Genomic DNA, 15,565 nt, shown 5'->3' with positions numbered 1-15,565 from the left:
ATTGAAGGCATCAATCGGGAAAGCGGATACGCAGTTGCGCGCTGGTGGGCACCGCCTGGCAGGCCAGGATCCAGCCTTCGGCCAGGTCGCCCGCGTCCAGTGCATCGTTGTGCAGCAGCTCGACCTCGCCGCTTACCAGGGTGCACATGCACGAGGCGCAGCCACCGACTCGGCAGGCGCTGGGCGGGTTTAGGCCGGCACGCTCCATGGCGGCCAGCACGGTCTCGCCGCTGTCGCAGGCCAGTTGGTGGTCTTCTCCGTCCAGGCGCACCGCCAATTGCGCGGCCACGGCCGCTTCGCTGCTGGTCGCCAGCGGCAGCTCGCCTTCACCGGGCAGCGAGACGAAGCGCTCGACGTGCACCCGGCGATCCGGCATGCCCAGGCCCTTGAGCGCGCTGACCGCCGCGTCCATGAACGGGCCAGGGCCACAGATGAATGCCTGAGCATCGATGAACGGCCGCGCCAGCTCCGCCAGTTGCCCGACGCTCGGGATGCCCTGCACCGAATCGAGCCAATGGACGATCTGCAGGCGTTGCGGATGAGCGCTGGCCAGCTGGCGGAGTTCGTCCTTGAAAATCACCGAGGACTCATCGCGGTTGGCATAGATCAGCAGCACCCGACCAGTTCCCGCGAGCAACGCCGAACGCAGGATCGACAGCACCGGGGTCACGCCACTGCCGCCGCCAAACAGCAGCAAGTCGCCGTCGAGACTGCGCGGCACGAACACCCCGGCCGGTGGCAGCACCTCCAGGGTCTGGCCGGCCTGCAACTCGCCGCACAGCCAGTTCGAGGCGCGGCCCTCGTGCACGCGCTTGACCGTTACCCGCAACGGCTCATCCAGCAACGGCGTGCTGGACAATGAATAACAACGGGGCAGCCAGCCGTCCTCGAAAGGCACGCGCAAGGTCAGGAACTGGCCTGGTTGATAGCGAAAACGTTCGCCCAGGTGCTCCGGCACGTCGAACACCAGGGAACGCGCATCGGCGGTTTCCTCGATCACGCGGGCCACGCGCAGGGCAAGATAATTGTTCATAGGTCAGCTACTCATGACCACCTGGCCGTGCAGCACGGACAGGTGTAAACCAGGGGTGTCGAAGCGCTCGCCATGGCCTCAGACGTAAGGGTCCGGGTTGGGCAGGCCGAGCAGCACCGCGCCGTAGCTGCGCCCGTAGGCCATGTAGTTGTTGGCGATGTGCCCGCGGGCCTGGTGCAGGTCGCGGAACAGCCGCGCCACCGGGTTTGTGTTGTACAGGCCGGAGGCGGCCATGCTGCGCAGCAGGTCGTTGGCCCGTTCGGCGCAGATGTTGGTCACATAGGCCGACTGGTAGCGATACAGCAGGCGGGTCTCGGTGTCCGGGTACTCGCCGGCACATGCCAGACTCATCAGGTGGTCATAGTTGCGCTCGAGCACCAGGCGCAGGCTGTCGACGGTGATCATCGCTTCGGCCACGGCGGTTTGCGCCACCGGATCGTCAGCGGTCCGGGCGCCGTGCTTGCCGATGTGTTTGGCGGCGTTGTCTCGGAACTCGTTGATCGCGCCCTGCAGGGCACCGAGGGCCGAGGTCGAGACGGCGCGGGAGAACACCTGGGCGAACGGGATCGCGTAGATCGGATTGGTGTTGACCAGACGCCCGGGAGTCGCTTCGAGGGTGCAGTTGTTGGTGCGTTGCACGCGATGGGCCGGGACGAATACATCCTCGACCACGATGTCATGGCTGCCGGTGCCGCGCAGGCCCAGCACGTCCCAGTTGCGTTCGATCTGATAGTCGCTGAGCGGCAGCAGGAAGGTGCCGTGCTCGGCGGGCATGTCGCCATCGGGCGGCAGGATGCCTCCCAGGAACACCCATTGGCAGTGTTCGCTGCCGCTGGAGAAACCCCAGCGCCCGCTGATGCGGTAACCACCTTCAACCACCGTGACCTTGGCCGCCGGCATGTAGGTCGAGCAGATCAGCGCATTGTGGTCATCGGCCCAGACTTCGCGCTGCGCTTCGATCGGGTAACGCGCCAGTTGCCAGGGGTGAACCCCCATCACGCCGTAGATCCACGCCGTGGACATGCAACCCTCGGCGAGGATGGTCTGGATTTCGAAGAAGGTCCGCGGATCCACTTCATAACCGCCGAACGCCCTTGGCTGCAAGGCCCGCAACAAGCCGGCGGACTGCAACTCGAGGACGCTCTCCACCGGCACCTTCAAGTCCTTGTCGGCCTGCGCCGTGCGCGCCTTGAGTGCCGGCACCAGGCTGCGTGCACGTTCCAGCAGATCATGTTCGTCCTGGGTCTTTTCTCGCATGCTGTGCATCACTCAATTCTCCCGATCTCACTGCGCCACTGCGCGAGTTGAGACGGATCATCGGATCGAGCGGGTAATCCTTCATCGTCAAAGCGGACTAGGGGTGGGGTTGGGTATCGGGGTTTGGCGGGTATATCCGTTTCTTCGGTAACGACGGCTCATGGTTGCGCCCTGACGGCGGGTCACTTGTAGGAGCGAGCTTGCTCGCGAAAAACCTGAGAACACCGCGGGGTGTCAGGCTGCCCGCGTCATCGTTAACCTCCATCGCGAGCAAGCTCGCTCCTACAAAGGGCGAAACCCTGGGTGGCCGTTACCGCAGGAATGGATATGCACACACCGCCCGCTAGTCCATTGAGACGATGCTGGCCACGGCCGTTGCGGCGATATTCAATCCATCGACAATCGACCCCACGGAGCAAGGGCCCATGAGTATTTTGCAGCGTTTCCAGATGCACGGCAGCGTCGCCATCGTCACCGGCAGCGGCCGGGGTATCGGGCGGGCGATTGCCCTGGCGTATGCCGAAGCCGGCGCCGATGTGGTGTGCTCGGCGCGTTCGCTGGACGAGGTAGAGGCCGTGGCCGAGGAGGTTCGCGGCCTGGGCCGGCGCGCGCTGGCCATCGCCTGTGACGTCAACGATGCCGGGCAACGCCAGGCACTGGTGCGCCACAGCGTCGAGCAAATGGGCCGCATCACGCATCTGGTCAACAACGCAGGCGGCGGCGGTCCCAACGATCCGCTGGCAATGACCCCTGAGCAGTTCGCCCAGGTGCTGAATTTCAACGTGACCACCAGCTACGACTTCTGCCAGTTGTGCGTGCCGCTGATGCGCGAGGCCGGTGGCGGCAACATCATCAATATCAGCTCGGTGGCGGCGCGTTATGCCCAACGCCATTTCAGCGCCTACGGTACAGCCAAGGCGGCCCTCAGCCACTTGACCCGCTTGCTGGCCCAGGACTTCGCGCCGCAGATCCGCGTCAACGCCGTCGCCCCCGGCCCGACCCTCACCGAAGCACTGAACGGCGTGATGCCCACCGCCATGCGCGAGGCCATGGAAGCCAACACCCGCTCAAATGCCTGGGCACCCCGCAGGACATCGCCGCCGCCGCGCTGTACCTGGCCAGCCCCGCTTCGGCCTGGGTGACCGGCAAGATCATCGATGTCGATGGCGGTGCCGACTCGTCGGTGTGGCCAGGCTGAACCACTCCTTTGGGCTCGCCCCTGATGATGTCGGGGCGGGCCTTTTTTTTCTCCCACCCCACTGGAGCCCTCGCCATGGACGCCCATTTGATCACCGCGCTCGGTGACGAACTGTTCAACGCCCTGCGCAGCCGGCAGACGCTGGCCCCCCTGACCCGCCGTTATCCGCAGATCACCCTGGAGCAGGCCTACCGGATTTCCCTGCACTTCCTGCAACGCCGCGAAGCCCTCGGCGAGCAAGTGATCGGCAAGAAAATCGGGGTCACCAGCCGCGCCGTGCAGGAAATGCTCGATGTCCACCAACCGGATTTCGGCTTCCTCACCAACGCCATGCAGGTCGAGGACGGCTGCGATGTCAGCCTGGCCCTCTACAACCTGATCCAGCCGCGGGCCGAAGGCGAAATCGCCTTCATCCTCGGTGAAGACCTGCAAGGCCCGGGCATCAGCGCCGAAGACGTGCTGGCCGCCAGCCAATGGGTCGTGCCGTGCTTCGAGATTGTCGATTCGCGGATCGACGACTGGCAGATCCGCATTCAGGACACCGTCGCCGACAACGCCTCCTGCGGCGTGTTCGCCCTCGGCAGCCAGCACATCGACCCGCGCTCGCTGGACCTCGCTGCCGTGCACATGCAAATGAGCAAGAACGGCCAACCGGCGGGTTCCGGCCTGGGCTCGGCGGTGCAGGGTCATCCCTGCGCGGCAGTGGCCTGGCTGGCCAATACCCTGGGCGAGCTGGGCATCCCGTTCCGCCGTGGCGAAATCATTCTGTCCGGTGCCCTGGCGCCGCTGGTGCCTGTGGTCGCCGGCGACCATATCAGCCTGTCCATGACCGGGCTCGGCGAAGCCAGCCTGCGCTTTGTCCCGTGATCGCCCTTCCCTTTCCAGGAGCCAGAAAAACATGAGCAAGAAGATCAAATGCGCGCTGATCGGGCCGGGCAACATCGGCACCGACCTGTTGTACAAACTGATGCGCAGCGAGGTGCTGGAGCCGGTGTGGATGGTCGGCATCGACGCCACCTCCGAAGGCCTGGCACGGGCCCGCGAGCTGGGCCTGAAAACCACCGCCGACGGGGTCGACGGCCTGCTGCCCCATGTCCTCGAAGACCAGATCCAGATCGCCTTCGATGCCACCTCGGCCTACGTGCACGCGCAGAACTCGCGCAAGCTCAATGCCCTGGGCGTGTTGATGATTGACCTGACCCCGGCAGCCATCGGTCCGTACTGCGTGCCACCGGTCAACCTCAAGGCGCAACTGGGCCTGGGCGTGATGAACGTCAACATGGTCACTTGCGGTGGCCAGGCCACCATTCCTTTGGTGGCCGCAGTGTCCAGCGTGCAGCCGGTGGAGTACGCCGAGATCATCGCCACCGCCGCGTCGAAATCGGTCGGCCCCGGCACCCGGAAAAACATCGACGAATTCACCCGCACCACCTCAAGCGCCGTGGAGAAAGTCGGCGGCGCGAAGAAAGGCAAGGCGATCATCATCATCAACCCCGCCGAGCCGCCGCTGATAATGCGCGACACCGTGCATTGCCTGACCGAGAGCGAACCCGACCAGCCGGCGATCACCGCCGCCATCGAGGCCATGATCGAGCAAGTGCAGCGCTACGTGCCCGGCTACAAGTTGGTCAACGGCCCGGTGTTTGAAGGCAACCGGGTGTCGATCTTCATGGAGGTCGAAGGCCTGGGTGACTACCTGCCCAAGTACGCCGGCAACCTCGACATCATGACCGCCGCCGCGGCGCGCACCGCCGAGATGTTCGCCGAGGAAATCCTCAAGGGCGAGCTGGTGTTGCAAGCCACCGTCCAACCCGCCCACGCATAAGGAGCCGACCATGGATCTTCGCGGCAAAAGCATCACCGTTCACGACATGTGCCTGCGTGACGGCATGCACCCCAAGCGCCATCAGATCAGCCTGCAACAGATGAAAGACATCGCCTGCGGCCTCGACGATGCCGGCGTTCCGCTGATCGAAGTCACCCACGGCGACGGCCTGGGCGGCAGTTCGGTGAACTACGGTTTCCCGGCCCACACTGACGAGGAGTATCTGTCGGCGGTGATCCCGCTGATGAAAAAGGCCAAGGTCTCTGCCCTGCTGCTGCCGGGGATCGGCACCGTCGATCACCTGAAAATGGCCCATGAATTGGGGGTCAACACCATTCGCGTGGCCACCCATTGCACCGAGGCTGACGTCAGCGAGCAGCACATTTCCCACGCCCGCGGCCTGGGCATGGACACTGTCGGCTTCCTGATGATGGCCCACATGAACAACCCTGAAGGCCTGGTCAAGCAGGGCTTGCTGATGGAAAGCTACGGCGCCAACTGCATCTACCTGACCGACTCGGCGGGTTACCTGCTGCCCCACGACGTCAGCGCCCGTGTGGCGGCGATGCGCGCGGCCCTCAAGCCGGAAACCGAGATCGGTTTCCATGGCCACCACAATCTGTCGATGGGCGTGTCCAACTCCATCGCCGCGATCGCCGCCGGGGCCAACCGCATCGACGCCGCCTGCGCGGGCCTCGGTGCCGGTGCCGGCAACACGCCGATGGAAGTGCTGGTGGCGGTATGTGACCGCATGGGCATCGACACCGGCGTCAGTGTGTTCGGTATCCAGGACGTGGCCGAAGACCTGGTGGTGCCGATCATGGACTTCCCGATCCGCAGCGACCGCGATGCCCTGACCATGGGTTACGCCGGGGTCTACGGTTCGTTCCTGCTGTTCGCCAAGCGCGCCGAGAAGAAGTACGGCGTGTCGGCCCGGGAGATCCTCGTTGAAATGGGTCGCCGCGGCATGGTCGGCGGTCAGGAGGACATGATCGAGGACACCGCCATGACCCTGGCCCGGCAGCGGCGGCAGGCATAAGACCCTGCTGGCAGATCCACCGCTTTCGCGAGCAAGCCCGCTCCCACATTTGATTCGCGGCGCACGACACAAACCTCCTGTGGGAGCGGGCTTGCTCGCGAAGAGGCCATGCCAGTCACCCTCCAGGGCGACTGGCACACCGCTTTCGTCAACGCCAATCGGCGACGATGCCGTGCTCCAACGCAAACGGCTGCGCCGCAATGGTCCGCCGCTGAAACCCCGGTGCCTGTTCGTCTGTAGCCAGCCACAACATCACCGCCGCCGGTACATGGGGCGGCGCACTGCCGGCGCGTAAGGCAATCAGCCCCTTGTCGCCGATGGTGGCCTTGAGCGATTCGGTGGTCACCACGCCCGGATTGAGGGTATAGGCGCGCACGCCAGCCTCGCCCAGTTCCGTGCTCAATACCCCGGACAACCGCGACACCGCCGCCTTGCCCGCGCCATACGCGTAACCCCAGCCACCCTTGCCCGCCGCCACCGGTGGGTCGCTTTCGCCGGCGCCGGAGGTGACGTTGATCACCACCCCGCCACCGCGGGTCACCATGTGTTCGGCCACCGCCCGGGTCAGCAGGAACGGGGTGAGGATGTAGCCCTTGAACATCCGCTCCAGGGTCTGGGCCTGCAGGTCCATGAACTCGGCGTTGAGGTCGCTGCCCTGGTAGATCGCATTGTTGATCAGCACGTCGATGCGCCCGTACTCGGCCAGCACCGCCTGGCAGGCATGCAGCGCCGAATCGCTGTCGAGCAGGTCCATCGGCACTACGAGCACCCGGCAACCGAGCTCGCGCAAGGTCTGGGCAGTGCCGTTGAGGCTACCGGCCAGCGGTGCTCCCGCGGCATCGCGCAGGGCATGCTCATGTTGTTCGCCCTCGTTGAGGGTACGGGCGCTGATCGCCAGGTCGAAACCGGCGCGGGCGAACGCCAGCGCCGCCTCGCGACCGATGCCACGGCTGGCGCCGGTGATGAATGCCACCTTGTTCATGCAAGTTCCTTTTTAGAAGCGTGGGGCGCGGACCATGGCGTCCATGCCGCCGTCGACGAACACGACGCTGCCATGGACAAAAGATGCCTGGGGCGATTGCAGGAAGGCTACCACTGCGGCAATTTCTTCAGGGTGCCCAGCGCGGCCCAGGGGCGCGACGAAATCGCGGGTCGCCTGGCCAAATCGGGCATCGTCCAGCGAGGCCTGGTGCAACGGGGTTTCTACCGCGCCCGGCGCCACCACGTTCAATCGCAGGCCCAGCTTTCCCCAGCTCACCGCCAGGCTGCGCACATGCTGGCTGATGGCATATTTGGAGGCGGCATAAGCGACGTGAGGCTGGCCGAGGGTGTTGGCCAAAACCAGCGCCTGGGCCTCATCGCCAGCGATCATCGCTTCGATCTGCGGTTGGCCGTCGGGGCCCGAATGGGTCGCCGCAACGGAACCGATCACCAGCGCCGCCGGTTGTTGGCCCTTGGCCAACGCCCCTTGCAGGCCGTCGAGCAACCCGCTGACGCCGAAGTAATTGACCGCCAGAATCAGGCCGCAGTTTGGCGCGGTGACACCGACGCCGGCGCAGCAGACCAACCCGTCGAGGACCCCGCCGCTGAGTTCAAGCACTTGCCCGATGGCGGCGTCGCGCCCTTGGGCGGTGGACAGGTCGGCGATGACTTCGGCGTTGCTGCGATCGATCCCGATGACCTGGTGGCCGGCGGCGCGCAGGGCGGCGGATACGGCGGCGCCGATTCCCGAGGCACTGCCGGTGATGGCTGTAATTGGCATGGTGGTTCTCCGTGATGGGTCCGCCCAGTATCGACAGGGCGATCACGGGACGGCATCGTCCGTGCGGACTAAAATCAAGCGGCGTCAACGACCGCGCCGCAGGGCAGGATGGCCCGGCGGCGGGTCTGCAGGCTCAGGCCTGGCGATAGATCGGCACGGCCAGTTGCAGCGGGGGCACCTTGATTTTCTCGGTCATTTTCAACGCCAGTTGCGGCTTGCCCAAGGCCACCACGCTGTTGAGCATGATGCGCACCAGTTCGGTCTGGCGCCGCACGCCGGTCTTGGAGAAGATCGAGCGCAAGTGCGCCCGCGCAGTGTTACGGCGGATATTCAGGACCTCGGCCGCTTCCTCAAGGGACAAACCGTTGGCCAGCTCCATGGCCAGGGCGGTTTCGGCCTTGGTCAGGTTGAACAGCTGCTTGGTCACCACTTCGCTGGCCAGGGATTTGCTCGAGGCATCGCGGATGTACACCAGCGCCGCCGGCTGGCCCTTCTCCTCGGCCCAGTCCAGGGACGGAATCGATTCGACCACCACGCCAAGGTTGACCAGCCCCGACGGCCGCGTTACCGACATGGCCTCGGCGCTTTTCGGCGCGTCCGGGCAGAATGCGCCGCGAATCAGGCGCTGCAATTCACGGTTGTCGCTGGGATACGTCGCTTCCAGGCGCCCGCCCACCAGTTTCAAGCCGTCGGAGCGGGCCAGGATTTCCTGGGCCACCGGGTTGATCTGCAACACGCTGCCGCTCTCGTCGAGCACCAGGGTCGCCACCGATAAGCGGCTGATGGCCTGGGAGTACAACTCACTCAGCGATTCGCTGCGATCCAGCAGGTTATGCAACTGCGAGGCACGCCTCAGGTGTGGCAGGAAACTGGCGCACACTGCCCGGTCATGGGCCGAGAAGTTGGGAGCCCGTTTCGGGCGGGTTATGCGAAAGCGCAGCTTGCCCCCGTCCGGGGTTGAAATGTCGGCCAGCATCAGGTGGTACACGTCATGGGGCTCGCAGAATGTCTTGAAGTAGCCGTTCTGCTCCCACTGTGAGGAACTCATGATGTCGTCCACGGTGAATACGTGGTCCAGCGGCTGATTGGAGAAAGGCGAATTGGTTTGCGGGTAGGTCATGTAGCAGACATCGCCGGCACCTTCGATGTCGCCGACGATGATCATCACACCGACATCGGGTTGATCCGGCACCCGCAGGATCAGGGTGACGAAGTTGGCATCGTAGAGTTTGAGAAAGCTCCTGAGGGCCGTGGCCATCAGTTTCGGATCGAGGGCGCCTTCGTAGATTTCGCCCACCAACTGGTTGTAGCGCACGAGGTCGAGGCCAAGACTGGCCAGGGCTTCATGGGTCAAGTCAGCGTTCTGCATAGTCTTATCTCGCTCGGGTAAGGACTGCGCCCTTCCCTTGTTATTTTTATAATTTCGGCCGGGGGAACCCTGGGTTCCCCCCTCTCGACTGCTACTTGCCTGCCAGTTTTCACTAGCGCCTGCGGACTCCACAATAGGTCCGGCAGGTTTATTTTTCGTGCGCGGTATCACGCGCCGCCGGGCTGTTTTTCAGGCGGAACTGCCCTTGTGCCGGCGCAGGCGCGTGTACCCGTTCAGTCACCAGTGGGCGCCCGCGATTGAACCAGGCGGCCAATGCCGGCAGGAGGAAAATCGCTCCCAGCACGTTGACCAGGAACATGAACGACAACAGCACACCCATGTCGGCCTGAAACTTCAGCGGTGCGAACGCCCAGGTGCAGACGCCGATCGACATGGTCACGGCCGTGAACACCGCCGCAGTACCGCGTTGGCACATGGCCTCGTAGAACGCCTCCCGCAGGTTGGCGCCGCGCAGCATCTCGTGCTGGATACGTTCGTACAGGTAAATGCCGTAGTCGACGCCCACGCCCACCCCCAACGCCATCACCGGCAAGGTTGCGACTTTCAGGCCGATCCCGAGCATTGTCATCAGCGCGTTGCACAGGATCGCGACAATCGCCAGCGGCACCAGAATGCACAGCACCGCGCGGATCGACAAGAAGGTCAGCCAGCAAAACAATGCCACCGATCCGAATAATGCGCCGAGCATGATCACTTCGGCGCGCTTGACCGCCTCGTTGGAGGCCGCCATCACCCCGACGTTGCCGCCGGCCAGGAGGAATTCGACTTGCGGCGAGCTGACTTCGGCAATGATCCGCTTGGCTTCGGCGATCGCATGGCTGACGGTGCTGCCTTCGTGATCGGCCAGGAACACCAGGATCTGCATCTGCTGGCAACCGTCGGTAACCAGTCCGTCATCCGGCATATAGGCCCGCGCGCCCTGGCTCAGGCCCCTGGGCGATCCCGGAATCGCCGCCCAGCGCGGGTTGCCTTCGTTATTGCCGGCGATCACCCGCTTGCCCATGTCCGCCACACTCTGGATCGACTGCACGCCGGTGACCGTGCGCATGCGGAAATCGAAAGCTTCCACCGCACGCATCACATCCGGCGACAGGCAACCTTCTTCGACGCCATTGACCTGGACGAACACCGACATCACATCAAGCCCGATGGAGTAGCTGCTGATGATCCTGGCGTTGTCCTGGTTGTAGCGCGAATCGGCCCGCAGCTCCGGCGCACCGGCGCCAATGTCGCCCACCGCCAGGTCGCGGGCCTTGTAGGCCCCGGCCGCCAGCAGCAACAGGCTGACCACAAACACCCCCAGGGCCGGCCCCGGTTCGGCCAGCGCCGACAGGCGCCACCACAGGCGGTGCCTGCCCGCCGGACGCGATTGCGCCCGACGCAACAGCGCAGGTTCCAGGCGCAAGTACGAAATGATCACCGGCAGCATCAGTTTGTTGGTGATGATCATCAACATCACGCCGATGCAGGCCGTCACCCCCAGTTCGTGAACGATGGGAATGTCGATCAGCATGATCACCGCGAAGCCCAGGGCGTTCATCAGCAAGGCCAGGGAACCGGGGATGAAGATCTTGCAGAACGCCGATCGCGCCGCGTCCTTCGATGTACTGCCGGCCAGCACGTCCTGCTTCCAGGCGTTGGTCATCTGCACCGCATGGGACACGCCGATGGAGAAGATCAGGAACGGCACCAGGATCGACATCGGATCGATACCCAGGCCCAGCAGCGGCAACAGGCCGAGCAACCAGACCACCGGAAGCAACGCCACCACCAGCGCCACCACCGTCAGGCGCAGGGAGCGCGAATACAGCCACAGCAGCAACCCGGTAATGACGAAGGCCACCACAAAGAAGCCGATCACCGTGTTCAGCCCTTCGACCACATCCCCCACCAGCTTGGCGAAGCCGACGATGTTGATCTCGATATCCGCGCTGTTGTATTTGGCTCGGATGTCTTCCAGGCGCTTGGCGATCTCGACATAGGACACCGGCTGGCCGGTCTTGGGGTCGATGTCCTGCAAGTCGGCGCGGACCATGGCCGACTTGAGGTCGTTGGCCACCAGGCGACCGACCTGTCCGGAGGCAGCGGTGTTGCTGCGCACCTGCGCCAGGTCCTCCGGGGTGCCGGCGAAGCGCGGTGGCACCACCACGTCGCCGAAGAAACCTTCCTCGGTGATTTCGATGTAGCGCACGTTGGCGGTGAACAGCGACGTCACACTGGGGCGGCTGACCCCGGAGATGAAAAACACGTCGTCGGTGACTTTGCGCAGGGTCTCGAGGTACTCGGTGTTGTAAATGTCACCCTCGCCCTTCCAGCGTACGCTCACCAGGAAGCGGTTGGCGCCGGTGAAGTAATGGCTGAACTTGAGGAAGTTGATCATGAAGTCATGACGTACCGGGATCTGTTTGTTGAAGCCCGGATCCAGTTGCGTGTGGGTGGCGCTGTAGCCCAGGCCCAGCGTTACCAGAACGAATAGCAACAGCAGTCCCTTGCGCCAGGCCATCAGGTAGTCCGCGCACGTTTCGACGCAGCGCGTCACCCAGTGTTTACCTTGATTCATTGCCCCGCCTCTCATTTACTGGGTGGCCTGTGTGGCCACTAGGGCAGCGACGCTGCCACTTGAACCCTGCAATACGCCGCGCTCGCCACCGACCAGCAGCCGCGAGCCGACCATCGTCGCCGAGGTCAACGTACCGAGGCCGGCCAGGCGTCCGACGCCGACCAGCGCACCCTGTGCATCCAGGCGCACCACCGAGCTGCCGGCACCGACGATCACCAGGCCCGATTGGTCGGGCAGCAATGCATGGCCATACAACGGCAGTTGATTGCCGACCTTGACCTGGGTCCAGCTATCGCCGAAGTCGTGGCTGACGAACACGTGCCCGCGCATGCCATAGGTCACCCAGTCCTTCGCGCTCAAGCGCACGATGCCGAACAGCGAGCCGCTGTAGAACGCCGGCAAGCTCTGCCAGTGCTGGCCGGCGTCGGTAGTGCGCAGGACCAGGCCCTGCTCGCCCACCAGCATGCGCCGGCCATCGTCGCCACCGGCCATGCTGTTGAGGTGGGCGTTGTCGATGTCCAGGGATTGCGGCGTCCAGGTCTTCCCGGCGTCAGCCGATTGATAGAACTTGCCGAAGCTGCCGAACGCCATGACGCTGTCGCCACCGCCGGTCCAGATACCCAGCAGCGGTTCGCCCAGGTCGCTGTCGTAGCGCATTTCCTGCCAGTTGCTGCCGGCATCCTCGGAACGCAGGATCCAGCCGTCATGCCCGACGGCCAGCAAGCGCTTGTCGTCCAGTGCCACCACGGCGGTCAGGGTGGCGTTGCGCTGGGTGGCGACGCTCGCAGGCTGCCAGCTGACGCCCTGGTCATCGCTGAGCAGGACGCTGCCCCGCTCGCCCACGGCGACCACGCGCGCGCCAAGATTGAGCAGGCCGTTGATCTGCACACGGTCCGGGCGCGTGGCCAGCAGTTCCGCTTGCGGTGGGGATTTGGGGGAGAAGGTGTAGCCAATGGTCAAGGCGACCACCAGGCAAACCGCGTAGCCGATCACCGAGCGCATGGGCAGCGCTCCTGCTCGGGGTTGGCGTGGATAAGGCAAGTCATAGGGCCGATCCTCTTGTTTTTGTCACGCGCCAGGGCATGCGAGGCAATCGAGATGGGCGTTGCCTCTGGGGCAATAGTCGGCGCAAGGGAGGGGGGGCACATCGTCCAAATGGCTTATGCAATGGCGGGAATGGCGTGGGGTGGGATGTTGTGTTCGGCGCAGGACAACTGTGGGAGCGAGCTTGCTCGCGATGGGGCCATACCTGCCTGCATCATTGCCGACTGGTCTACGGATGCCATCGCCGGCAAGCCGGCTCCTACAGGGGATCTTCGGCGGGAATCAGGCCATGTACAGGATCACCAAATCGTTGATCACCGACGGCCGGTCCTGGCCCACCACATGGATGTTGAGCTCCAGGGTCAGTTGGGTACCACGGGCGAGGATTTCGACTTTTTTCACCCGCGCCCGCGAATGGATGCGCGAGCCGGCCGGTACCGGCGCCGGGAAGCGCAGGCGGTCGGAGCCGTAGTTGATCTGGGTGCTGAAACCGCTGATCTCGAAGCCCAGCGCCAGTTTCATCCGCGACTGCAGCACCTGTACCAGCGCGCCATGGGCGATGGTGCCGCCGAACGGGCTTTGCAGGCGCGCCCGCTCCGGATCGGTATGGATCCAGTAATCGTCGCCCGACAATTGGGCGAAGGCGTCGATCAGTGCCTGGTCGACCACCACCACGTTGCTCCAGTCACTGAACTGCTCGCTGACCAACTCTTGCAGGGCCGGGCCATCGTTGAGGTCAATCTGCCGGGCGACAGGCTGTTGCGAGGTCGCAGGTTCCGGTTCACTGTCCTGCGCAGGCAGCGGCTCAAATGCTGCTGCCTCCTTGTCCACGCCAGTAAAGCGCAGCAGGCGATTGCCCTTGGCGTCGACTTCGGCAAACACCGGCCGCAAGGGCATGCCGATGCGGATCTCGGTTTCGTCGAGGCCGACCAGGTTGGTGTTGATGCGCACCCCTTCGGCCAGTTCGACCACCGCCAGTTTCTGCGGCATCTCATCGATGAAGTCGGGCAAGGTGGCGATGCGCGTCACGGTGTAGCTGTACAGCGTTGCGGCGCCGTCGACTTCGCGCCAGGCCAGGTCATGCTCCAGGCATACCGGGCAATGCCGGCGCGGGTAGAAGTTCCAGTGCGCACAGGCGTTGCATTGCTGGATCAGCAGGCGGCGAGCCTTCAGGCCCTCCCAGAAGGGCGCGGAAATCGGCGTCGCAACCGGCATCGGTTTGTTGTTGGACATGTGCTTATGCTCCCTGAAGTATCAATGCGCCCTGCTCGCTCATCACGCCACCGGTGCCGGAGACGTAGACGCTGTCGCAGCGGCCCAGTTGGCGTTCACCGGCGGTGCCGGCGATCTGCGTCACCGCCTCGATCACCTGGCTCATGCCACCGGCGGAGGCCGACTGGCCGAAACTGAGCTGCCCGCCATGGGTGTTCATCGGGAAATCGCCACGCCAGGTCAGGTCGTGTTCGCGCACGAACGCCATACCCTCGCCCTTGCCGCAGAAACCGGCATCTTCCAGGGTGAGCAACGTGGTGATGGTGTAGCAGTCGTAGATCTGCGCGGCATCGACGTCCTTGGGCTTGAGCCCGGCCATGGCAAAGGCCCGCTGCGAAGCCGGGCCGATGGGCGTGTGCAGCATGTCCTCGGCATAGGACGGCGACTTGAATGCCAGGTGTTCGCCAAACCCGGTAATGAACGCCGGACGCTTGCGCGCCCTCGCCGCCACTTCCTTGCTGGTGATAATCAGCGCGGCACCACCGGCCACCGGCATGACGATTTCCAGGACGTGCAACGGGTCGGCGACCATTTTGCTGGCCAGCACCTGCTCAATGGTCAACGGCTGGCCATAGAACATCGCTTGCGGGTTGGCCAGGGCGTTGGTGCGCTGGTCGACGGCGATCTTGGCCATCGCCCGCTGGTCGTAGTCGTACTGCGCGGCATAACGCTGGGCGATCATGGCGTAGCCGGTGTTCTGGCCCATGTGCCCGTATGGCAGGTCGAATTCGGCTTCGGGCGCACCGAATGCCGTGCTGTGCCCACCAAAGCGCATGGAGCGGGCCATCCAGCCAGGATCCTCGTCGGGGCCAAATGGCGCCATGCGCGCGGGGATGACGCACAGCACGGCCTGGCACAACCCCAGTTCGATGGCGGCGGCGGCGCGCCAGACCATGCCCACCGAGGTACAGCCACCCAGGTCCACCACTTCGGCGAAGTTCAGGCGCAGGCCCAGGTACTCGGCAGCCATAGCCGGTACGAACACCGAGGCTTCATGAAAATGCGGGCCGTTGATCACCAGCCCGTCGAGGTCCGAGGCCTTGAGCCCGGCATCGCGCAGCGCCTGGGCCGCGAGGTCGGCGACTTGTTCAAGGTGAAACATCTTGGGTGCGGTGGAGTACTTCTCCGGTTTGTACTGTGCGCTGCCAACAATGGCCGCATGCCCCTTGAGCCCCATAGTGCCTC

At 64.5% G+C, this 15,565-nt stretch carries 12 protein-coding genes and 1 pseudogene; 4 read left to right on the top strand and 9 right to left on the bottom strand.

The genetic code is table 11. The annotated features are described in order from the left end of the window. Positions 1–10: 10 nt before the first annotated feature. Positions 11–1,033: a ferredoxin--NADP reductase gene (locus tag SOP85_RS19140; protein WP_274074680.1), complete on the bottom strand. Its 1,023-nt coding sequence runs from the start codon at positions 1,031–1,033 to the stop codon at positions 11–13. Between the two features lie 78 nt (positions 1,034–1,111). After that, positions 1,112–2,299 carry an acyl-CoA dehydrogenase family protein gene (locus SOP85_RS19135; RefSeq protein WP_323627866.1) on the bottom strand — a complete coding sequence of 396 codons (1,188 nt, stop codon included), beginning with the start codon at positions 2,297–2,299 and terminating at the stop codon, positions 1,112–1,114. 416 nt (positions 2,300–2,715) lie between these two features. On the opposite strand from SOP85_RS19135, the pseudogene SOP85_RS19130 reads away from it, so the two are divergent. The 4 genes and pseudogenes from SOP85_RS19130 (at position 2,716) to dmpG (ending at position 6,352) form a co-directional block, all read left to right on the top strand. Further along, positions 2,716–3,488, top strand: a pseudogene (locus SOP85_RS19130) (glucose 1-dehydrogenase). 75 nt (positions 3,489–3,563) lie between these two features. Next, a complete protein-coding gene (locus SOP85_RS19125; RefSeq protein ID WP_274074677.1) occupies positions 3,564–4,355 on the top strand; it encodes a fumarylacetoacetate hydrolase family protein in 792 nt (263 codons plus the stop codon). Positions 4,356–4,386: 31 nt separating this feature from the next. Then, complete coding sequence (locus SOP85_RS19120; RefSeq protein WP_323627865.1) at positions 4,387–5,313, top strand: acetaldehyde dehydrogenase (acetylating); 927 nt, start codon at positions 4,387–4,389, stop codon at positions 5,311–5,313. Between the two features lie 10 nt (positions 5,314–5,323). Then, the gene (gene dmpG, locus SOP85_RS19115; protein WP_323627864.1) at positions 5,324–6,352 is read left to right on the top strand and encodes a 4-hydroxy-2-oxovalerate aldolase; all 1,029 of its coding nucleotides are present in this window, start codon (positions 5,324–5,326) and stop codon (positions 6,350–6,352) included. Between the two features lie 148 nt (positions 6,353–6,500). Here dmpG and SOP85_RS19110 read toward each other — a convergent pair whose 3' ends face one another. The 7 genes from SOP85_RS19110 to SOP85_RS19080 form a co-directional block, all read right to left on the bottom strand. Continuing rightward, positions 6,501–7,334, bottom strand: a complete 834-nt coding sequence (locus SOP85_RS19110; RefSeq protein WP_274074674.1) for an SDR family NAD(P)-dependent oxidoreductase — start codon at positions 7,332–7,334, stop codon at positions 6,501–6,503. 12 nt (positions 7,335–7,346) lie between these two features. Next, positions 7,347–8,114, bottom strand: a complete 768-nt coding sequence (locus SOP85_RS19105) for an SDR family oxidoreductase (RefSeq protein ID WP_323627863.1) — start codon at positions 8,112–8,114, stop codon at positions 7,347–7,349. A 133-nt stretch (positions 8,115–8,247) separates the two neighbouring features. After that, positions 8,248–9,483, bottom strand: coding sequence for a helix-turn-helix transcriptional regulator (locus tag SOP85_RS19100; protein ID WP_274074672.1), 1,236 nt, complete (start codon positions 9,481–9,483; stop codon positions 8,248–8,250). A gap of 148 nt (positions 9,484–9,631) precedes the next feature. Beyond that, positions 9,632–12,064 (bottom strand): efflux RND transporter permease subunit, encoded by a 2,433-nt coding sequence (locus tag SOP85_RS19095; protein WP_274074671.1) that lies wholly within the window; start codon positions 12,062–12,064, stop codon positions 9,632–9,634. 15 nt (positions 12,065–12,079) lie between these two features. Further along, entirely contained in the window at positions 12,080–13,066 is a 987-nt protein-coding gene (locus tag SOP85_RS19090; protein ID WP_274074670.1) for a WD40/YVTN/BNR-like repeat-containing protein, read from the bottom strand. A gap of 324 nt (positions 13,067–13,390) precedes the next feature. Beyond that, complete coding sequence (locus SOP85_RS19085) at positions 13,391–14,341, bottom strand: bifunctional OB-fold nucleic acid binding domain-containing protein/MaoC family dehydratase (RefSeq protein WP_274074669.1); 951 nt, start codon at positions 14,339–14,341, stop codon at positions 13,391–13,393. A gap of 4 nt (positions 14,342–14,345) precedes the next feature. Beyond that, complete coding sequence (locus tag SOP85_RS19080) at positions 14,346–15,557, bottom strand: thiolase family protein (RefSeq protein WP_274074668.1); 1,212 nt, start codon at positions 15,555–15,557, stop codon at positions 14,346–14,348. Between the last annotated feature and the right edge of the window lie 8 nt (positions 15,558–15,565).

The organism is Pseudomonas sp. YuFO20 (genome assembly GCF_035064975.1).
GTDB lineage: Bacteria > Pseudomonadota > Gammaproteobacteria > Pseudomonadales > Pseudomonadaceae > Aquipseudomonas > Aquipseudomonas putida_AE.
This window is presented reverse-complemented; position numbering and strand designations above follow the sequence as displayed.